Below are 19,909 nucleotides of genomic sequence, written 5' to 3'. Positions count from 1 at the left end.
GTTCCTGCGGTCGACCGCCCTGGTGCCCGGGGGCCGAGATATCGGGCGTGTCACCCGCCGCAAGATCATTCAGCCATGGCGGAAGGCCCGGCGGCCATGAAGGCTTCCCCCGGAGCGGGGGTGATGACAGCACCACCCGCACCCGGGGGCAGGCAGCCCCTGGGACAGGACGCGGAATCCTGTTCCGTGGCCCGATGAGCGGCTGGTGGTCCCGGCGTGAGGAGCGGGCACGCTCGGAGGCCGACACGAGCGTGCCGGGCGGCCGCAGCGGCCTCCCCAGGGCGCCGGACGACTCCGGCCGTGTCACTGGCCCACGGGGCCGCCCAGGCGGGTGGCGAGCTGGGTTCGGCGGGAGATGCCCAGCTTGCGGTAGGCCTGGGTCAGATGGGTCTCCACGGTGCGGCGGGCGAGATGGAGGCTGGCACAGATCTGCGCGTTGGTGAATCCCTGGACGGCGAGGTCGACGATACGGCGCTCCGACCGGGTCAGTAACGGTGCGGGCGCGGTGCGGCCGACGGGCTCGGGGGCGCCGCAGGTGCGCAGGGCCAGCTGGGCACCTGCGAGCAGGCGGGGCACCGGCGGGGGTGTGGGCGGCGCGCCCGGTGGTCCGGCCGGCCGGTCGGCGCGGGGGTCGTTCTCCGGTACGGAGGTCAGGTCCCGGGCGAGGCCGAGCGCCTCGGTGAGGGTGGTGCGGGCCTTGTGGGTGTGGCCGGAGGCCCGCTGGGCGCGGCCGAGGTCGGTCAGGGCCTCGATCAGTTCGACCGGCGCGGGTGCCGTCCGCAGCAGCGCCACGGCCTCGGTGAGGCAGTCGAGTCCCGGCCGCCCGCCGAGGGCGGCGGCGCGGGAGCGGAGGGCGGTTCCCACCGCACGGGGTGTCCCCCAGGCGTGCGCGTGGCGGAGCTCCTCGTCCGACAGGACGTGGGCCTCGGGGCGGCGGCCCAGCCGGGCGAGGGCGAGGACGGCCCCGGACCGCCAGGGCTGCCCCAGGGGTCCGGTGAAGCCCCGGGCGCCGGTCCGGGCACCACAGGCCAGAAAGCCGGTCAGGGCCTCGTCCCAGCGGCCCGTGTCGAGGTGGAGGCGGGCCCGTGCGTACAGGACCGCGTCCCAGGTCCAGCAGGTGTCCCCGGGCGGCGGGTCGAGCGGGTGCAGCTGGTGCCGGGCCCGCTCGGTGAGGCCCAGCTCATGGTGGGCGAGGGCGGTGAGGGCACGGAGGTGGGGCAGCCGGACGGCGGGGTCCCGGGTGCGCTCCAGGAGGCGGGTGCCATCGGTGACCAGCGCGGCGAACCGCCCGGCCGCCAGGTCCAGCGCGGTACGGATGGCCAGCAGTTGCTGATGGCCGAGGCTGGTGAGGTCCGGCGGCAGCGGCGCGGCGGGCAGCCCGCGCCCGATCAGGGCGCGGGACTCGTCCGGCCGGTCGGCCCAGCGCAACAGGGTGGCGACGACGGCGAGATGGTCGTCGCGGAACCGGGGGTCGACCGGTGCGTACGCCAGCGCGGTGGCCCGGTCGAGAGTGGTACGGGCGTCGATCCGGCCGGTGCCGCCCTCGTACAGGGTGAGCAGGGCATGGATCAGTGGCTGGGTGTCGGGGGGCGCGGTGCCGGTCAGTTCGCGCAGCTCCCGGGCGGCGCGGTGCCACTCCTGGGCGTCATGGGCGGCGAACCGGGCGGTGGCCAGCCGTAGGGCGGTGGCGGACCGCTCGCCGTCGGGTGCGCGGCCGGGATCGCCGCCGGGGGTACGGGCGAGGTCGCCACCGGGGGTACGGAGGACGTCGCCACCGGGCGTACGGACGAGGTCGCCGAGGACCTGGATCGCCGTAGGGATCCGCCCCTGTGCGGCGAGCGCGCCGCCGAGGGCCGAGGCGACGGCATGGGGGTCGGGGCACTCCGCGCCCTGGAGGTTCTCCTGGAGGCGGCGGGTGCCGGCGCGGGCGGAGCCGAACATGTCGAGGGCGCTCAGCCGCAGGGTGAGGCCGAGATGGGCGGCGGCGTCGGCGGGACCGGTCAGCGCATGGCGCAGCAGCCGGGCCGCGCGGTCGGTCCGGCCCTGGCGCAGGGCGTCGTCCGCGGCCTCGTCCAGGGTCCGGGTGATCCACGCGTCGCCGGTGTGAGGTGTCCGCAGCAGGACCTCCGCCACATCCGGGGCGGGGGTGCCGCGTTCGTAGAGGGCGCGGGCGAGACGGCGGCGGTATCGCCGGAGTTCGGCGGGGACGGCGGTGGCGAGGACGCTCTCCCGGACCGGTGCGGGGGCCAGCATGGCGGTGAGCCCGGTGGGCCCCGCCGGGGAGAGCGCGGTGGCGCACAGCTCAGGGGGCAGGCCCGCGACGGCGGTGACCAGCGCGGGGTCGGTCGGTGCGGAAGTCTCCAGGAGCAGGGCGAGGGCGAGCGCGGCCGGCCGCCGTTCGGGGGCGGCGGGGTTGCGCAGCCAGCGGTCGAGTGCGGCGCGGTAGCGGTCGCCGACGAGATCCCGCGGGGTACGGGGAACCGGCCGCCCGGTCAGGGCGCGCAGCAGCATCGGGTTGCCCGCACCCGCCGTGGCGGCCAGCTCGGCGAGGTCGGCGCTCAGGGCGTGGGGCGCGAGCAGCCGGGCGACCGCGCCGGGGTCGAGGGGCGGCAGCGGCAGGTCGGTACCGGTGTCCGGGTGGAGTCCGGTGTCCCTGCCGCCGGGGGCCGGAGCGCCGGGGCGGGTACGGGTGGTCAGGACCAGCAGGACGGGGAGGGCGGCCAGCCGGTGGGTGAGATAGCCGAGCCAGCGGAGGGAGGGCCCGTCGGCGAGGTGCAGGTCGTCCACCGCGAGCAGGACCGGGCCCTGCGCGGTCAGGGCGGTCAGACGCTCCATCAGCCCATGGAAGAGGCGTTGCTCGGCGGCGGGGGTGGGCTCGGCGAAGGGCAGGGCGTCGGAGACCGCGGAGGCCGCCAGGAGCCGGCGGATCAGCGCGAAGGCGAAGCGGGTCTCCCCGGGCGCGGCGTGCGCGCGCAGGGGGCGGAAGGGTCCGGCGCCGGTCTCGCGGCGGACGATCTCCTCCAGCAGTGCGGTGCGCCCGCTGCCCGTGTCGCCGTGGAGCAGCAGCCAGCCGCCCCGGCCGGCCCGCGCCTCGGCGGCGCACCGCGCGGCTTCGGCGAGCGCCGTGTCCCGTTCCCCTGCCACCGCCATGGCCCCCTCCTGGCCGGTCCCGTCACCTCGGTCGGTGGGTCCCGCTGCGTGCGGGTGCCGGATACGAGGACGGAGACTGATCGGTGTACGTTCCATGGAAGGGTGCGCCAGTTCCGGCCATGATCGTGGGCCTTTCCCCGCCGCGTCGGCGCACCGCCCGGTGCCGACACGGGCGCCCGGACCGCCCCTTGGCCCGAGCCGCACCCGGACGGGCCGGACACGACCGCCCCGGGGGCACGACAGCCGCGGCGAAGACACGGTGGAGACGCGGCGGCACCGCCCGTACACCCGAAAGCCGTACACACCCGCACACCCGCACACACCCGGCACCCGGCATCTGCCGGGCCGACCGGACGGGCCTCCCCGAAGCCGAACGGACTTCCCGGGGCCGGACGCGGCTCCCCGGCGCGGCCGTCCGGCCGGCCCGTGGGGACACGGCCACCGGACGACCGCCCCGGGGTGGTTCGTGGATTTCCACGATGTGCCGGGGGTGGGCCCCGGTACAGGCTGGGCAGGACCGCCGGGAGACAGCGGCAGGGCCCCGACCGGGCCCCGTCCCGCGCCATGGGAAGCGGCGGCACCTCCACACCCCACCCACAAGGGAGAACAGACATGCCCGCACAGAAGCGCCTCCGCGTCCTCACGGGCGCGGGCACCGCCGTCGCCGCGCTGGCCCTGGGGCTGACCGTGGCGCCCGCCGCCCCGGCCGCGCCCGCCCCGGCGGAGAAGTCCCCGCGGATCGTGCCCGCCGCGGCGGCGAAGCCCGGCACCTCGGCCGTGCGGGCGCCCGCGGGCTCCCCCGTCGCCATCAACGGCAGACTCCAGGTCTGCGGCACCCAGCTCTGCAACCAGTACGGCAAGCCCATCCAGCTCCGGGGCATGTCCACCCATGGCATCGGCTGGTTCCCCGGCTGTTACACCGACGGCTCGCTGAACGCGCTGGCGAACGACTGGAAGGCCGATGTCCTGCGGGTGTCGCTGTACATCCCGCAGTCGGACAAGGGCTATCTGGAGAACCCCACCCACTACATCAACCAGGTCCACGACCTGATCGAGAAGGCCAGCGCCCGCGGCATGTATGTGATCGTGGACTGGCATCTGCTGGGCAACTACCCCACCCGGACGCCCGGGGACGCGGACCCCTGGACCTATATGCAGCAGGCGAAGGACTTCTTCCAGGCCATCGCCACCCGGCACAGCAACAAGACCAACCTGCTCTACGAGATCGCCAATGAGCCCAACGGCCAGAACTGGCAGAACCAGCGCGTCGACTGGTGGACGATCAAGTCCTACGCCGAGCAGCTCATCCCGCACATCCGCAGCTTCGACTCCCGTTCCCCGGTGCTCGTCGGCACCCCCGACTGGGCGTCCTTCAGCATGTCCTCCGCGAACGGCGCCTTCAACGAGAACGAGGTCGTGAACAACCCGCTCACGATCCCGAACATCATGTACACCTTCCACTTCTACGCCGCCTCGCACGGTGACCGCTATCTCCAGGCCCTGGACCGCGCCTCCGCCAAGGTGCCGGTCTTTGTCTCGGAGTTCGGCACCCAGAACGCCGCGGGCGAGGGCGCCAACGACTTCACGATGACCGACAAGTATCTGTCGCTGATGGCCCGCAAGAAGATCAGCTGGGTGAACTGGAACTTCTCCGACGACCAGCGCAGCGGCGCCGTCTTCAAGGAGGGCACCTGCGCCAAGAACGGCCCCTGGACCGGGACGGCGCCGCTGAAGGAGGCCGGGGTCTGGATCCGGGGCAAGATCCGCACCGCGGACAACTTCCCGACCGGCTGACCCCCGCGACCACCGGAGCGGGAGACGTCCCCGCAGGGCCGCCGACCGCCGGAGCGGGAGGCCTCCCCGCGGGGCCGCCGGGCCCGCTCCGGCGGTGGCGCTCATGCCGGGGCGGGCTCCTCGTCCGGGCCGGCGCCCGCCGCACGGGCCCAGGCCGCCCCCGGCCGGGTCTCCGGCAGCGCGGCGAAGCAGGCCGCGCTGAGCAGCCCGACACCGGTGAGCCAGGCGGCCACTCCCCACGGCGGGCCGTCGCCCCCGGAGAGCGCCGTCGCCACGATGGGGGTGAGCGCCCCGCCCAGGATCCCGGCGAGGTTGTAGCCGACGGCGGCACCGGTGCACCGGACCCGTGGCTCGTACAGCTCCGGCAGATACGCGGCGATCACCGAGAACATCGTGACCAGGGCGATCAGCGCGATCAGGAAGCCCAGGAACATCAGCACCGGTTCACCGGTGTGCAGCAGCGCGATGAACGGGAACATCCAGCCGGCCGCGAGCAGGCTGCCCGCCAGGCACATCGGGCGGCGGCCGAAGCGGTCGCCGAGGATCGCGGCGAACGGCGTCAGTGTCCCCTGGACCGCGACCGCCGCCGTCACCAGGGACAGCATCAGGACGGGGCTGAGGCCCAGCCGGTCGGTTCCGTACACCAGCGACCAGGTACTCACGGCGTAGAAGACCCCGTACCCCACGGAGAGGCCGCCCGCGGTGAGCAGCAGCAGCCGCCAGTGGTCCCGTAGCACCTCACGGGCGGGCGCGTCGGCACGGCGTCCGCTCTCGGCCAGCTCCCGGAAGTGCGGGGTCTCGGCGAGCGAGGCCCGCAGCAGCAGACCGCCGATGGTCAGGACGCCCGCGGCCCAGAACGGCACCCGCCAGCCCCAGGAGAGGAACTGCGCGGGGGAGAGCGACGCGGTCAGGGCCAGGGTCGTGCCGTTGGCGAGCAGAAAGCCCAGCGGCGGCCCCATCTGGGGGAAGCTGCCCCAGAGCGCGCGCCGCTCCGGTGGCGCGTGCTCGGCGGTGAGCAGCACGGCGCCGCCCCACTCGCCGCCGAGTCCGATCCCCTGGACGAAGCGGAGCACCAGCAGGAGTACGGGGGCGGCCAGGCCGATGCTGCCGTAGGCCGGGAGGAGCCCCACGGCGGTGGTGGCGAGCCCGGTGGTGAGCAGCGACGCGACCAGGACCGGGCGCCGTCCGTAGCGGTCGCCGATATGGCCGAACAGCAGGGAGCCGAGCGGGCGGGCGATGAAGCCGACGGCGAAGGTGCCGAAGGCGGCCAGGGTGCCGGTGAGCGGTGAGAAGGTGGGGAAGAAGAGCGGCCCGAGGACGAGTGCCGCGGCGGTGCCGTAGACGAAGAAGTCGTAGAACTCGATGGCGGTTCCCACGAGCGACGCCGACGCGACCCGCAGCATCGACGGATCGCCGCTGGGACCGGACGGGGACACTGCGGGACGATGCGCAGACATACCGGGTCAACTGTGCTGATCCACACGGGGTTACGGGCCGCTGCCGGGCGATCCGCGCCCGCACCCACGACCGCACCCACGACCGCGCGTGCCTTCGCCGCCGACCGACGGACCCGGTCGGCGGAAGGGCTCAGCCGATGAGCCCGGCCTCGCGCGCCCAGGCCACCGCCACGTCGTCCGCGTCCTCCTTCTCCTTGTCCACCAGCCGGTTCAGTCCGGTCAGCGCCTCCGTCGTCAGGACGGTCCCGAGCCCGGCCAGCGCCTTGCGCACCCGGGAGTCGGCGCGGCGGTCCGCGATCAGCGGGACCACATGCTGGCCGGGGATCAGATTCCTGGGGTCACCGAGCACGACCCACCCCTCCGCCTCGATGTCGGTGTCCGTGGTGAAGAGGTTGGCGACATCCACATCGCCCTTCCGCAGCGCGCCCTTGACCAGGGGGCCCGAGGAGTCCAGGGACTTGAACTCCTTGAACTCGACCCCGTACACCTCCTTCAGTCCCACCACCCCCACCACCCGGGTCTTGACCTCGGGCAGGGCGCCGATGGTCAGTTCGCCGTTGTGCTTCGCCAGATCGGCGAGGGTGCGCAGACCGTATTTCTCGGCGGTCGCACGGGTGACGGCGAACGCGTCGGAGTTCTCGGCCAGACCGTAGGGGAGGATCTGGAGCCCGGCGGGCAGGGCCATGGCGATACGGTTCTGCATCTCGCCCTCCTCCGTCGCCTTCGCCTTCTCGTCGAGATGGTGGAGGAGAGCCCCCTGGTACTCGGGGAGCAGATCGATCTCACCGCCCCGGACGGCGGGGAAGAGGATCTCCCGGCTGCCGATGTTCGGCCGGACCCGGACCTTCACCCCCGCCTCCTTCAGCACGGCGGCATAGAGATGGCCGAGGATCTGGTTCTCGGTGAAGTTGGCGGTGCCGATGGTGATGCCGTCCTCGCTGGAGCCGCCGCCGGAGAGATCACCTCCGCCGTCGAGGGAGGTGATCCCGCCGCTGCATGCGGCCAGGGCGGGTACGGAGGCGGCGGCGAGCAGCCCGCCGAGCAGGGCGCGCCGGGGGGTGGGAGAGCCGGGGAGAGGGCGAGGCATGATGCGTCCGTTCTGCCGTTGCTGCGGGCCGGGGAGGTGCGCGGTGCTCGGGCCGGATGGGGCCGGCGGATCCGGAGGACGGCGCCGGGTGGGCCGGCGGGGTCCGGAGGAGGGGCTTCAGGCGGGGCGGTTGCCGAACATGACCCGCTGGAGCGCCGCGAGGGCGAGGTCGAGCACCAGGGCGACGGCGGCGACCAGCACCGCACCGCCGAGCACCTGTACGAGATCGCGCTGGGCGAGCCCGTCGAAGACATAGCGGCCCAGCCCGCCGAAGCTGACATAGGCGGCGATGGTGGCGGTCGCCACCACCTGGATCAGGGCCAGCCGCAGCCCGGTCATGATCAGCGGCAGCGCCAGCGGGATCTCCACCCTCAGCAGGACCTGATGGGCGCGCATGCCCTGCCCCCGGGCCGCGTCCCGGGTGTCGGGGTCGACGGCGCGCATCCCGGCATAGGTGTTGGTGACGATGGACGGGACGGCGAGTGCGACGAGGGAGACATAGACCGGGGTCATCGAGAGCCCGCTGGCCAGGAAGACCAGCACGATCAGTCCGACGGTCGGCAGGGCGCGGCCGAAGGAGGAGAGGTTGATCGCGAGAAAGGCACCGCGGCCGGTGTGCCCGATGAGCAGGCCGATCGGCAGGGCGATCACGGCGGCGATGACGGTGGCGATCAGCGAGTACTCCAGGTGCTCGCCGAGCCGGTTGGCGATCCCGTCGACGCCCGACCACTGATCGCCGCTGGTCAGCCAGGCACCGAGATCCTTGAGGAGTTCGCCCATCTCAGGCTCTCCGTCCCTTCCGGTTCCAGGGGGTGAGGAGGTACTCCACCGCCACCAGGAACGCGTCCGCGATCAGTGCGAGGAGGAGGGTGAGGACGACCCCGGCGAAGACGGGGGTGGGGAAGTTCCGCTGGAAGCCGTCGGTGAAGAGCTGGCCCAGGCCCCCGTCGCCGATATAGGTGGCCACACTGACCAGGGAGATCGACATGACCGTGGCGATCCGTACCCCGGCCATGATCACGGGCAGCGCGAGCGGGAGTTCGACGGTCAGCAGGGTCCGCAGCGGGCGGGTGCCCATCGCCTTCGCCGCCTCCTTGGCCTTCGCCGGGACCGCGTCGAGCCCCTCGACCGTATTACGGAGCAGGACGACCAGGGTGTAGACGGTCAGACCGATGACGGTGGTGGTCCGGGTGAGCCCGGAGACCGGGAGCAGCAGGACGAAGACGGCGATGGAGGGGATGGTGAACAGGATGTTCGCGATCCCGAGGAGCGGTCCGCGCAGCAACCGCACCCGGTGGGCGAGGACCGCGAGGGGCAGGGAGAGCAGCAGCCCGAGGAGGACGGCGGTCAGCGCGGCCTGGAGATGCGAGACGCTCAGCTCGGTCAGCTCGCCGGTGTGGTCGGCGATCCAGTCCCATTCGATGGTCATGGGGTGCCGCCGGGGGTACGGGGGTCCGCGGGGGCGGCCGGGGGCGGGGCGGGCTCGGGGGGTGTTCCCGCCGTCCGGGCCACCGGCGGATGAGCGGCCGAAGGACGAGCCGCCGAAGGACGAGCCGCCGACGCATGGGCCGCGCCCGCCCGGTCGTGGATCTCCTCGCGGGAGGTGACACCGGTCAGCGCGCCATCGGCGTCGACCCGGACGACCAGTCCGCAGGGGGAGCCCAGCGACTCGTTGAGCGCCGAGAGCAGCGAATCCGTGTCCCGCAGCGGCCGTACGGGCAGGAGCGCGCCGTCACCGTCGCCTCCCGGGCGGGCCCGCCACCCCTCGGGTCTGCGGCCGGCGCCGAGGACCAGCTCCCACCGGCCGCCCTCCGGCACCGGCCCCTGGGGCAGATCGCCGAGCGGGACCAGGGAGAGCAGCATGAGTCCCCGTTCGGCGCCGAGGAAGTCGGCGACGAAGGGGTCGGCGGGGCGGGCCAGCAGCTCCGCCGGGGTGGCGCACTGCACCAGATGGCCGCCGGTACGGAAGACCGCGATCCGGTCGCCGAGGCGCACCGCCTCGTCGATGTCATGGGTGACGAAGACGATGGTCTTGCCCAGGTCCTTCTGGAGCCGCAGGAGTTCGTCCTGGAGCTGGGTGCGGACGACGGGGTCGACCGCGCCGAAGGGTTCGTCCATGAGCAGGACCGGCGGGTCGGCGGCGAGCGCGCGGGCGACGCCGACGCGCTGCTGCTGACCGCCGGAGAGCTGGTGCGGATAGCGCCGGCCCGCCTCCGCGGTGAGGCCCACGGTCTCCAGCAGCGCGGCGGCGCGCTCCCGTGCCCGGCGGCGGCCCCAGCCGAGCAGCAGCGGCACGGTGGCGATGTTGTCGAGGACGGTCCGGTGCGGGAAGAGGCCGGACTGCTGGATGACATAGCCGATGGAACGGCGGAGCAGGGCCGCGTCCTGGGAGCCGATGTCCCTGCCGTCGACATGGATGGTGCCGGAGGTCGGTTCGACCATGCGGTTGATCATGCGGAGTGTGGTCGTCTTGCCGCACCCCGAGGAGCCGACGAGAACGGTGATCCCGCCCGCGGGCATGGTGAGGGTGAGGTCGTGAACGGCCGTCGTGCCCTGGGGGAACCGTTTGTGCACTGCCCGGAATTCGATCATTAATCGCCCCTTGCCCCGGCTGCATATAGTCATGCAGAGTTCTCGCTGTCTGAATAAGTTGTCAATGCCCCGGGGTGAATCGCCGTCGATCGGCGCCCGGATGACGGAATTCGGCATGTTCGGAGAGGGGGATTTCGCCCATGACGTCGTCGCGCACGCCGGGCGGGTCGCCGGGGACACCGCCGGAGCCGGGCACCGGACCGTCCGGGGCGGCCCCGCCCGCCGATGCCCCTGATGCCCCCGGTGCCTCCGATACCATCGATACCATCGATGCCTCCGGACCCACGGGCCCGGCCCGGCCCGGCGGGACCGTGACCCTCGACGGCCTCGGCCTCTCCCCCGCCACCGCCGTCCGGATCGCCGACGGATCGGTCCGCGCCGTCCCCTCCCCCGCCGCCCTCGACCGCGCCCATGACTCCTGGGAGACCGCCCGCCGGCTCGCCCTCACGGGACGGGTCTACGGCCGCTCCACCGGGGTCGGCGCCAACCGCGGCGAATCCGTCCCCAGCGGCGGCGGAGCCGACCACGGCCGCCGGCTGCTCCGCTCCCATGCCGGGGCCATCGGCGGTGAACTCCCCGCCCGCGAGGTCCGTGCCATGCTCGTGATCCGCGCCAACCAGCTTCTCGCGGGCGGCGCCGGGCTCAACCCCGCCGTCATCACCGCACTCTGCGCCGCGCTGGACTCCGGCGCGTACCCCGTCGTCAACGAGTTCGGCTCGGTCGGCACCGGCGATATCGCCGCCCTCGCCCAGATGGGCCTCGCCCTCGCGGGCGAACATCCCTGGCGCGGCGGGACCCCGCCCGCGCCCCTCCCCCTCGACAACAACGACGCCCTGGCGCTGATCAGCTCCAACGCCCTCACCCTCGGCCAGGCCGCCCTCGCCCTCGCCGAACTGCGCACCCTGGTGCTGGCGACGGAGGTGGTGGCGGCCCTCTCCCATCTGGCCGTCGACGGCTCCTACGAGCCCTATGCCGAACCCGTCCACGCCCCCCGCGCGGGCCTGCCGGCCCATGGTGTCGCCGCCCGGATGCGGACCCTGCTCGGCGCGCCCGCCCGGCCCCATCCGCCGCTCGGCCGGATCCAGGACCCGTACGGCTTCCGCTGTCTGCCCCAGATACACGGGCCCGCGCACGCGGCGGCCGACGCCCTCGGAGCGGCCATCGCCACCGAGGTCAACACGGCCACCGAGAACCCCCTGATCTCCCCGCCCGACCAGGCCGCCTACCACCACGGCGGCTTCTATCTCGCTGGACTCGCCCTCGCGCTCGACCACTTCCGGCTCGCCCTCACCCAGACCGCCCGGCTCTCCACCTCCCGCCTCGCCGCCCTCAACGAACCGGCGTTCACCCGGCTCCGGCCCTTCCTCGCCGCCGGGGAAGCGGCCAGCTCCGGGGTGATGATCCTGGAGTACGCCGCCGGGGCCGCCCTCGGCGATCTGCGAGCCTTCTCCGCCCCCGCCTCCCTCGGCCACACCGTGCTCTCCCGGGGTGTGGAGGAACAGGCCAGCTTCGCCTCGCTCGCCGCCCGGCAGACCCTGCGCGCGGCCGGGGCGTTCCGGCTCGTCGTCGGCTGCGAACTGGTCGCCGCGGTCCGGGCCCTGCGCCTGCGCGGCCTGCGGCCCGCCCCCGGCCTCGCCTCCCGGGACGCCTTCGAGCTGGCCTGCGGGGCACTGCCGGACAACCCCGCCGACCGTCCGCTGACCGACGATGTGACGACGGCGGCCGCCCTGCTCGACGCGTTCGCCCCGCCGGCCTGACGAACCGTCCGGCCCCCGGCCGCCGGGGCCGCGCCCGCGCGGGCCCTCCCGGCCGGGGCTATATTCCGGGAATGTTCGCGGATGCCGTGGCCCAGTCCATCGTCGACGATGTCGTGACCCGTCTCGGGGTCAGGGTGAACATCATGGACGAGCGCGGGGTGATCGTCGCCAGCAGTGACCGCTCACGGGTGGGGCAGACCCATGAGGGGGCGGTACGGGTCCTGCGCACCGGGCAGCCCCTCTCACTGACCCGGGGCGCGGCACGGGCCCTGGACGGGACCCAGGCCGGGGTGAATCTGCCGCTGCGGGTGGACGGCCGGATCGTGGGGGTGGTCGGGGTCCGGGGCGAGCCGGACGAGGTGGGGGAGATCGCGCGGGCGGTCGCCCGGCTCGCCGAGCTGATGGTGATGCGGGAGACCTTCGCCGGGGAGACCGGCTGGCGGCACCAGGTCCGCCGGCAGCTGATCGGCGATCTGCTGAGCGGGCGGCTGACCGAGGAGGGCTGGCGGCAGGGGCAGCAGCTCGGCGGCTGCCGCGTGGACGCCCCGTACACCCTCCTCGCGGCCCGGGGCGGCGAACTCACCCCGGCGGGGACACTGGCCCCGGCGGGGGCGGCGCACCCGAACCACCGGGGGGAGCCGCGCGAGCTGTACCGGGTGCTGGAGGCCGACGAACGGTCCGCGCTGATCGCCCCGGACGGCACCGGCACGGTCTGGATGGTCACCGGGGGCAGCGCCTCCGTCGTCCTGCGCCACCGGCTGGCGCGGCTCTGTGCGGCGGATCCGGCCGCCGGTTTCCTCGACGCGGGACGGGCCGAGGACTTTCCCGCACTGCTGGAGCGGGCCGAGCGGGCCCGGCTCGCCCTGCGCCGCCCGCCGGCCGGGGAGGTGCGGCTGGCCGACCGGGAACTCCCGGTCCTGCTGGCCCGGCTCGACCCCGCGGTCCGCGCGGCGGCGGCCGAGCGGGTACTCGGGCCCCTCCCCGCCGAGCTGCGCCGGACCCTGGCGGTCTACTTCGCCTGTGACCGGGGGGTGACCGAGTCCGCCGCCCGGCTGCGGGTGCACCGCAACACCCTCACCTACCGGCTGGGCCGGATCACCGAGCTGACCGGCAGGGACCCCCGGGTCTTCCAGGACGCCACCGTCCTCCAGGCCGCGCTGCATCTGTGCGAGACCGACTGAGAGCACCCGCGGGTGCCGCGGAGGTGGCGCACGGCCCGTACCCTTCCGGTCCCCCTTGTGCACCGTGCATAAATTCAGGGGACGGAGGACGGAGGAATTCCGTTCACCCGACCCATACGCACGCGTGACCGGAGTGCCTAGAGTGCCGACACGGCTCATCGAGAGACCGTTATCCCACCTTCCTCCAGAAATGGGGCTCTGCCTGTGCGTGTCGTTCTCGCCCCCGACTCCTTCAAGGGCAGCCTGACCGCCGACGCCGTGTGCGCGGCGCTGGAGGCGGGAGTGCTCCGGGCCGTTCCCGACGCCCAGGTCGTCCGGGTGCCGATGGCCGACGGAGGGGAGGGCACCCTCGACTGCGTCGGCGCGGCCACCGGCGGCCGGGAGATCTCCCTCGACGTCAGCGGGCCGCTCGGCGCTCCGGTCACCGCCCGCTATCTGCTCGACACCAAAAGCTCCTCCGCCGTGGTCGAACTCGCCGCCGCCTCCGGCCTCCCCCTGGTCCCCGCCGACCGCCTGGACCCCCTGCGCGCGGACACCACCGGCACCGGACAGCTCATCGCCGACGCCATCCGCCGGGGCGCCCGGTCGGTCCTGGTCTGTGTCGGAGGCAGTGCCAGCACCGACGGCGGTACGGGGCTGCTGCGCGCCCTGGGCGTCCGCTTCCTGGACTCCTCGGGCAACGACCTCCCGCCCGGCGGCGGCGCCCTCGTGCGGCTCGCCCGGGTGGAGTTCGACGCGGTGCCGGCCGAGGTCCGCCGGACACAGTTCCGGATCGCCTGCGACGTGGCCAACCCGCTGATCGGCCCGGAGGGCGCGGCGGCCGTCTTCGGCCCCCAGAAGGGCGCCGACCCGGCCGCGATCCGGGTACTCGAACGCGGGCTGACCCGGCTCGCCGATGTCCTCGCCGACCGGCTCGGCATCGCCGTGCACCATGTCCCGGGCGCCGGAGCCGCCGGCGGCACCTGCGGCGGCATGCTCGCCGTCCTGGGCGCCGAGGCGCTGCCCGGATGCGAACTCGTGGCACGGGCCGTCGGGCTGCCGGCCGCCCTGGACGGCGCCGACCTGGTCCTCACCGGTGAGGGCCGGCTCGACCGGCAGAGCGCCGGGGGCAAGGTCGTCTCCCTGGTCGCCCGGCTCGCCGCCGAGCGCGGTATCCCCGCCGTGGCCGTGGCCGGACAGATCGTCCCGCCGCTGACCGCACTGCACGACCTCGGGCTGACCGCCGCCTTCAGCATCGCCGACGGCCCCCGGACCCTCGACGCGATGACCGGTTCCGCCGCCGGACTGCTGGCGGACACCGCCGAACAGGTGCTGCGCCTGCACCGGGCCTGAGCCCGCGCGGCGCGGCCCCGCGCACCCCGCGCACCCGCACCCCCGCACACCCCGCGCCCTGAGCACGCCGCACGTCCGTCGTCCCCGGGGCGCACCGCCGACCGCCGGTCCACCGGCGCGGCACCACCCCATGGTTTTGTCCTGTTCCGTCCCGTCCCCCTGGCAGGAGTCCCATGAGCACCGCCGGTCCCGCCCTGCTCGCCGCCCTGGCGGCCAGCATCGGGCTGATCATCCTTCTGTGCGGACGGTTCCGTCTGCACCCCTTCCTCGCCATCGTGCTGGCCACCTATGCCTTCGGTCTGCTGGCCATGGGCGTCGGGGTCGCCACCGACGCCGACCGGAAGTTCGTCGACAATCTCGCGGGGACGATCGCCGAGGGCTTCGGCTCCATCCTCGCCAGCATCGGCCTGGTCATCCTCTTCGGCACCATCATCGGCAAGGTGCTGGAGCGGACGGGAGCCGCCGTCACCCTCGCCGAAGGCGTGCTCAAGGTGGTCGGCAAGCGCCATCCGGCCCTGGCCATGTCCCTGATGGGCTGGGTCGTCTCGGTACCGGTCTTCTGCGACTCCGGCTATGTGGTGCTCTCCCCGCTCCAGCGCTCCATAGCCCGCAAGACGGGCAAGAACCCCGTCGTCCTCGGTACCGCGCTGGCCACCGGGCTGTACGCCTCCCACACCTTCGTCCCCCCGACACCCGGCCCGATCGCCGCCGCGGGCAATGTCGGCATCGGCTCCGACGGGCTCATCTGGGTCATCCTCTTCAGCATCCCCGTCTCCCTGGTCGCCGCCGCGGCCGGTCTCGCCTGGGCGCTGCGCCGCACCGGTGACCTGGAGAGCAAGCTGCCCGACGCGCACCAGACCTTCGAGGAGTACAAGGCGCAGTTCGAGCGGCTGCCGCGGATGCGCGACGCCCTGGCGCCGATCATCGTCCCCATCGTGCTGATGGCGATCGGCTCCGTCGCCGCCTTCCCCGCCGACGGCGGCGGCACCCTGGTCGACGGCGTTCTCGGGGCCTTCCTCACCGACCTCGGCAACCCGGTCAACGCCCTGCTCATCGGCGTCGTGCTGGCCCTGGCCCTGCTGCCCCCCAAGCGGGACGCCAAGGCGCTCACCACCTGGGTCGCCGAAGGGCTGGTGGACGCCGCGCCCATCCTGGTCATCACCGGCGCCGGCGGCGCGTTCGGCGCGGTCATCAAGGGCACCCCGATCGCCGACTACATCGCCTCGCTCATCGGGGACGGCTCCTCGGTCAGCGGCGTCACCGCCCTCCTGGTCCTCTTCGGACTCGCGGCCCTCCTCAAGACCGCCCAGGGCAGCAGCACCGCCGCACTGATCATCACCTCCACCCTGGCCCAGCCCCTGCTGCCCGCCCTCGGACTCGACGGCACCCTCGGCTCCATCCCGATCGGCCAGGTCATGGCCGTGCTCGCCATCGGCGCCGGTGCCATGGTCGTCAGCCATGTCAACGACTCCTACTTCTGGGTCGTCTCCCAGTTCTCCGGTATGGATGTGAAGACCGCCTACCGCGCCCAGACGGCGGCCACCCTCGTCCAGGGCCTCACCGCCCTCGCCTTCGTCCTCGTCCTCGGTGCGGTGGTCCTCTGACGCCCTGACCGGGCCCCTGGGCGTACGTGACACACATCACCCGGTGATGACACGTGGCAGTTCGTCCTTTCGGGCCCCTTCTCCGTCGTTCGTTCAGGGAAAGGGCGGGGCTCCCCCAGCGGGAGGCCCGCCCTCCCCGCGTGACAACCCGGCGATGACGGAGGAGACAACGATGAACTGGGCCGGACGGACCGCGGGCACACTGCTGGCGGTCATCGGAGTGACGGCGGTGGGCTGCTCGGCCACCGGAACCGATGGCGGGAAGTCAGCGGCGGCCTGCGCCTATCAGGTCACCTACGACGGCCGTGAGTACCGGGACGTCGCCGAGCGGGAGTTCACCGTCGGCGGCAGGCTGGGCACCGCCGTCGCCCCGCCCTGCGACGACACCGACGGCCCCGAGCGGGACGAGCGGGACGGGACGAGCGCCACGGCCTATGCCGTGCGGGGCGTCGCCCCTGAGGTCGCCATCGCCGTCGGGGACACCCCGGCGGAGGCGAAGCTGCTGGTCGCGTACTCCGGAACGCAGATCCCGCCGGAGATCCTCAAGCAGCTCGACCGCTCCTGACCCGGGTACGGGGCCCGGCGGACCCGTACCGCCGGGCCCCTCCGCCGGGCCCCGCCAGCCGACAGGAACCTGAGTGTGCCCCCGGCGCGCGGATCCGGAGAAAAATCACACGGTTCCCGCACAACCCGGCCCGGCCCTTCCCTGTCTCAGAGGTCGACGGTGTGCGGTCCGCCCGCTCCGGGCACGCGACCGGCACCGGGACACCACCGAACGACACCGAGGGCGGCCGGGACGGAGGCCGCCCTCCCACCGGTTACGCCCTCCGGCCGCCTGAGAACAACGAGGTTGACACGCATGCAGAAGAAACGTCCCGGCATGGGCCCGGCGAAGGGTCGGCGCCTGGCGCTGTTCCTCGCCGTCAGCACCCTCTCCGGAGTGGTGCTCGCGGGTATCGCCCTGCCAGGCGTCGGCATGGTCGGGATGGCGGCCAAGGGAGCCGCCGGCAAGTTCGACAGCATCCCCGCCAACCTCAAGCGGCCCCCGCTCAGCGAGCGCACCACCATCCTGGACGCCGACGGGGACCTCATCGCCTCGGTCTACTCGCGCGACCGCACCGTGGTCCCGCTCCAGGACATCTCCCCGTACATGCAGCAGGCGATCATCGCCATCGAGGACGCGCGCTTCTACGAGCACGGCGCCATCGACCTCAAGGGCATCCTGCGCGCCCTCAACAAGAACGCCCGCTCGGGCGAGGTCACCGAGGGCGCCTCCACCCTCACCCAGCAGTATGTGAAGAACGTCTTCGTGGAGGAGGCGGGCGACGACGCCGCCAAGTTCGCCCAGGCGACCCAGCAGACCGCCGGGCGGAAGATCCGTGAGCTGAAGTACGCCATCCAGGTCGAGGAGGAGCTGGGCAAGAAGAAGATCCTGGAGAACTATCTCAACATCACCTTCTTCGGCCAGCAGGCGTACGGCATCGAGGCCGCCTCACAGCGCTACTTCTCCACCCCGGCGAAGAAGCTGAAGCTGGAGCAGGCGGCGATGCTCGCCGGAGTCGTCCAGTCCCCCACCTACTTCGACCCAACCGCCTTCCCGGAGCGTGCCGAGAAGCGCCGCAACACCGTCCTCGGACGGATGGTCGCCTCGGGCGACATCACCCGGGACCGCGCCGAGAAGGCGAAGCGCGCCCCGCTCGGGCTGAAGGTCAAGAAGCCGCGCAACGGCTGTATCACCGCCGTGAAGGGCGCGGGCTTCTTCTGCGACTACGTACGGAACGTCTTCCTGACCGACCCCGTCTTCGGCAAGAGCCGGGAGGAGCGGGCCAAGCTCTGGAACCGCGGCGGGCTCACCGTCCGGACGACGCTCGACCCGGCCGCGCAGAGTTCCGTCCAGGGGTCGATCAAGGAGTATGTCCACCGGACGGACCAGGTGGCCACCGCCGTGACCCTGGTCGAGCCGGGCACCGGCAGGATCCTCGCGATGGGCCAGTCCCGCCCGTACGGCTTCGGGCGGAACGAGAGCCAGATCAACTACTCCGTCGACCAGAAGATGGGCGGCTCCAACTTCGGCTTCCCGGTCGGCTCGACCTTCAAGCCCTTTGTGGCCGCCGCCGCCCTGGAGGAGGGCCGCCCGGCGACCCAGACCTACTCGTCCCCGTACTCGATGAGCTACCCGAGCCCCATCAAGACCTGCTCCCCGGGCACCCCGTGGGTGAACGGCGCCGGGGCCGACCTCAGGAACGAGCTGGCCTCCGAGAAGGGCCCGTACGCCCTCAAGCAGGCCATGGCGATGTCGGTCAACACCTACTTCGTCCAGATGCTCGCCGATATCGGCCTCTGCCCGGTCGTGAAGACCACCGACAAGCTGGGGCTGAAGGTCGGCAACGGGAAGAAGCTGCTCGCCGAGCCCTCCTCGCTGACGCTGGGCTCGGAGGGCATGTCCCCGCTGACCATGGCCTCCGCCTACGCGGCCTTCGCCAACCGGGGCACCTACTGCACCCCGGTCGCCATCGGCTCCGTCACCACGGCCGCCGGCCGCAAGCTCCGCGTGCCGAAGTCCACCTGTGAGCGGGCGATGTCCGAGCGGACCGCCGACACGGTCAACTCGCTGCTGAAGGATGTGGTCTCGGACGCCGGTACGGGCCGGACGGCGGGGCTCTCCGGCCGGGACAACGCGGGCAAGACGGGGACCACGGACGGCCGGAAGAACGCCTGGTTCGTCGGCTACACCCCCAATCTCTCCGGCGCGGTCTGGGTGGGCAGCCCGACCCAGCAGGTGAAGATGTTCAACATCACCATCGGCGACCGCTACAAGGCCAAGGTCTTCGGCGGGGATGTCCCCGGCTCGGTCTGGCGCCAGGCGATGACCGGGGCCCTCGCCGACAAGGACGCACCCGACTTCAACCGCCTCCACATCCCCGACCCGCCCAAGCCGGACCCCTCCGAGGAAGAGGGCGACGGCAACGGCGAGGGCGGCGACCGGGAGCCGGGCACGGGAAGCACCGACGGCGGTACGGGGGAGTTCGAGGACTGAGCCCCGGCCCTGAGGGAAGGCCCGCCTGACGGCGGGCCTTCCGCGTACCGGGGCCACGTACCGGGATCGCGTACCGGGCCCCGCGCCGCTCAGCGCTTGCGCCCCACCCCGCCCACGGCGATCACCTCGCCCGGTGTCCCCGTGGCGGCGTCCGGACGCCACTCGGCCAGCGGCACGACGCCGGGGTCCAGCAGCTCCAGACCGTCGAAGAATCCGGCGATCTCCCCGGGGGCGCGCAGCTGATAGGGCGCGGCCCCGCTGGCGTTGTAGCGGCGGGTGGCCTCCGCGTTGGCCGCATGGGTGTCCACACTGTCGTTGAGCACCAGACAGCTCCCCGACGGCAGGGCCGCCATCAGCCGGTCCACGATCCACCGGGCCTCCCGGTAGGCGGCGACATGGCCGACCACCTGCATCAGGGTGAGGCCGACCGGGCGGCCGAGGTCCAGGGTCCGTGCCGCCTCGCGCAGGATCGTCCCCGGGTCGTGGAGATCGGCGTCGATGTAGTCGGTGGCGCCTTCCGGGGTGCTGACCAGCAGCGCGCGGGCATGGGTGAGCACCAGCGGATCGTTGTCCACATAGACCACCCGCGCGGACGGCACGGACCGCTGGGCGATCTGATGTGTGTTGTCCGCGGTGGGCAGACCGGTCCCGATGTCCAGGAACTGGTGGATCTCCAGATCCTCGGCCAGATGACGGACCGTGCGCCCCAGGAAGGCGCGGGAGTCGCGGGCGAGGTCGACCACCCCGGGGAAGAAGGCCCGGAAGGCCTCGCCGACCTCCTGGTCGACCGGGTAGTTGTCCTTGCCGCCCAGCCAGTAGTTCCAGACCCGGGCGGATTGCGGCGAGCGGGTGTCGATCGCCGACTGTCCCGTACCCGGCTTCTCGGCTGTCATGGGGCGGTACCTCCGTGCGTTGTGG

General features: G+C 73.2%; 14 protein-coding genes. 7 read left to right on the top strand and 7 right to left on the bottom strand.

Annotation, left to right across the window (positions count from 1 at the left end):
* Window positions 1–303: 303 nt before the first annotated feature.
* Window positions 304–3,150, bottom strand: coding sequence for a helix-turn-helix transcriptional regulator (locus tag ABT354_RS01890; protein ID WP_351487596.1), 2,847 nt, complete (start codon window positions 3,148–3,150; stop codon window positions 304–306).
* A 612-nt stretch (window positions 3,151–3,762) separates the two neighbouring features.
* Here ABT354_RS01890 and ABT354_RS01885 point away from each other — a divergent pair.
* Complete coding sequence (locus ABT354_RS01885; protein ID WP_351487594.1) at window positions 3,763–4,944, top strand: glycoside hydrolase family 5 protein; 1,182 nt, start codon at window positions 3,763–3,765, stop codon at window positions 4,942–4,944.
* 101 nt (window positions 4,945–5,045) lie between these two features.
* Here the strand turns inward: ABT354_RS01885 and ABT354_RS01880 are convergent, their stop codons facing one another.
* From ABT354_RS01880 to ABT354_RS01860, 5 genes are all read right to left on the bottom strand, one after another.
* The gene (locus ABT354_RS01880) at window positions 5,046–6,347 is read right to left on the bottom strand and encodes an MFS transporter (protein WP_351488038.1); all 1,302 of its coding nucleotides are present in this window, start codon (window positions 6,345–6,347) and stop codon (window positions 5,046–5,048) included.
* Between the two features lie 184 nt (window positions 6,348–6,531).
* On the bottom strand, window positions 6,532–7,488 hold the full coding sequence (locus ABT354_RS01875; protein WP_351487592.1) for an ABC transporter substrate-binding protein: 957 nt from the start codon (window positions 7,486–7,488) through the stop codon (window positions 6,532–6,534).
* Window positions 7,489–7,605: 117 nt separating this feature from the next.
* On the bottom strand, window positions 7,606–8,268 hold the full coding sequence (locus tag ABT354_RS01870) for an ABC transporter permease (RefSeq protein WP_351487589.1): 663 nt from the start codon (window positions 8,266–8,268) through the stop codon (window positions 7,606–7,608).
* A gap of 1 nt (window position 8,269) precedes the next feature.
* Window positions 8,270–8,917, bottom strand: a complete 648-nt coding sequence (locus tag ABT354_RS01865; RefSeq protein WP_351487586.1) for an ABC transporter permease — start codon at window positions 8,915–8,917, stop codon at window positions 8,270–8,272.
* The gene (locus ABT354_RS01860) at window positions 8,914–10,080 is read right to left on the bottom strand and encodes an ABC transporter ATP-binding protein (RefSeq protein WP_351487583.1); all 1,167 of its coding nucleotides are present in this window, start codon (window positions 10,078–10,080) and stop codon (window positions 8,914–8,916) included. The genes ABT354_RS01865 and ABT354_RS01860 overlap by 4 nt, the downstream gene beginning before the upstream one ends.
* A gap of 266 nt (window positions 10,081–10,346) precedes the next feature.
* On the opposite strand from ABT354_RS01860, the gene ABT354_RS01855 reads away from it, so the two are divergent.
* The 6 genes from ABT354_RS01855 (at window position 10,347) to ABT354_RS01830 (ending at window position 18,991) form a co-directional block, all read left to right on the top strand.
* Window positions 10,347–11,837 carry an aromatic amino acid ammonia-lyase gene (locus tag ABT354_RS01855; RefSeq protein ID WP_502983304.1) on the top strand — a complete coding sequence of 497 codons (1,491 nt, stop codon included), beginning with the start codon at window positions 10,347–10,349 and terminating at the stop codon, window positions 11,835–11,837.
* Between the two features lie 71 nt (window positions 11,838–11,908).
* Entirely contained in the window at window positions 11,909–13,018 is a 1,110-nt protein-coding gene (locus tag ABT354_RS01850; protein ID WP_351487578.1) for a CdaR family transcriptional regulator, read from the top strand.
* A 204-nt stretch (window positions 13,019–13,222) separates the two neighbouring features.
* Window positions 13,223–14,350: a glycerate kinase gene (locus ABT354_RS01845; protein ID WP_351487575.1), complete on the top strand. Its 1,128-nt coding sequence runs from the start codon at window positions 13,223–13,225 to the stop codon at window positions 14,348–14,350.
* A gap of 173 nt (window positions 14,351–14,523) precedes the next feature.
* On the top strand, window positions 14,524–15,954 hold the full coding sequence (locus ABT354_RS01840) for a GntP family permease (RefSeq protein WP_351487572.1): 1,431 nt from the start codon (window positions 14,524–14,526) through the stop codon (window positions 15,952–15,954).
* Window positions 15,955–16,126: 172 nt separating this feature from the next.
* Window positions 16,127–16,519: a DUF6281 family protein gene (locus tag ABT354_RS01835; RefSeq protein WP_351487568.1), complete on the top strand. Its 393-nt coding sequence runs from the start codon at window positions 16,127–16,129 to the stop codon at window positions 16,517–16,519.
* Between the two features lie 294 nt (window positions 16,520–16,813).
* Entirely contained in the window at window positions 16,814–18,991 is a 2,178-nt protein-coding gene (locus ABT354_RS01830; RefSeq protein WP_351487565.1) for a transglycosylase domain-containing protein, read from the top strand.
* 89 nt (window positions 18,992–19,080) lie between these two features.
* Here ABT354_RS01830 and ABT354_RS01825 read toward each other — a convergent pair whose 3' ends face one another.
* A complete protein-coding gene (locus tag ABT354_RS01825; RefSeq protein ID WP_351487562.1) occupies window positions 19,081–19,884 on the bottom strand; it encodes an SAM-dependent methyltransferase in 804 nt (267 codons plus the stop codon).
* Window positions 19,885–19,909 lie beyond the last annotated feature (25 nt).

The sequence above is a fragment of the Streptomyces sp. NPDC000594 genome (assembly GCF_040299965.1).
Classification (GTDB): Bacteria; Actinomycetota; Actinomycetes; order Streptomycetales; family Streptomycetaceae; genus Streptomyces.
The sequence above is the reverse complement of the archived record's forward strand: the minus strand, read 5'-3'. Positions and strand labels throughout refer to the sequence as shown.

Coding starts and splice junctions, on each gene's coding strand:
- ABT354_RS01890 (WP_351487596.1), bottom strand. CDS start 3,150: ATGGCGGTGGCAGGGGAACGGGACACGGCGCTCGCCGAAGCCGCGCGG.
- ABT354_RS01885 (WP_351487594.1), top strand. CDS start 3,763: ATGCCCGCACAGAAGCGCCTCCGCGTCCTCACGGGCGCGGGCACCGCC.
- ABT354_RS01880 (WP_351488038.1), bottom strand. CDS start 6,347: ATGCTGCGGGTCGCGTCGGCGTCGCTCGTGGGAACCGCCATCGAGTTC.
- ABT354_RS01875 (WP_351487592.1), bottom strand. CDS start 7,488: ATGCCTCGCCCTCTCCCCGGCTCTCCCACCCCCCGGCGCGCCCTGCTC.
- ABT354_RS01870 (WP_351487589.1), bottom strand. CDS start 8,268: ATGGGCGAACTCCTCAAGGATCTCGGTGCCTGGCTGACCAGCGGCGAT.
- ABT354_RS01865 (WP_351487586.1), bottom strand. CDS start 8,917: ATGACCATCGAATGGGACTGGATCGCCGACCACACCGGCGAGCTGACC.
- ABT354_RS01860 (WP_351487583.1), bottom strand. CDS start 10,080: ATGATCGAATTCCGGGCAGTGCACAAACGGTTCCCCCAGGGCACGACG.
- ABT354_RS01850 (WP_351487578.1), top strand. CDS start 11,909: ATGTTCGCGGATGCCGTGGCCCAGTCCATCGTCGACGATGTCGTGACC.
- ABT354_RS01840 (WP_351487572.1), top strand. CDS start 14,524: ATGAGCACCGCCGGTCCCGCCCTGCTCGCCGCCCTGGCGGCCAGCATC.
- ABT354_RS01835 (WP_351487568.1), top strand. CDS start 16,127: ATGAACTGGGCCGGACGGACCGCGGGCACACTGCTGGCGGTCATCGGA.
- ABT354_RS01830 (WP_351487565.1), top strand. CDS start 16,814: ATGCAGAAGAAACGTCCCGGCATGGGCCCGGCGAAGGGTCGGCGCCTG.
- ABT354_RS01825 (WP_351487562.1), bottom strand. CDS start 19,884: ATGACAGCCGAGAAGCCGGGTACGGGACAGTCGGCGATCGACACCCGC.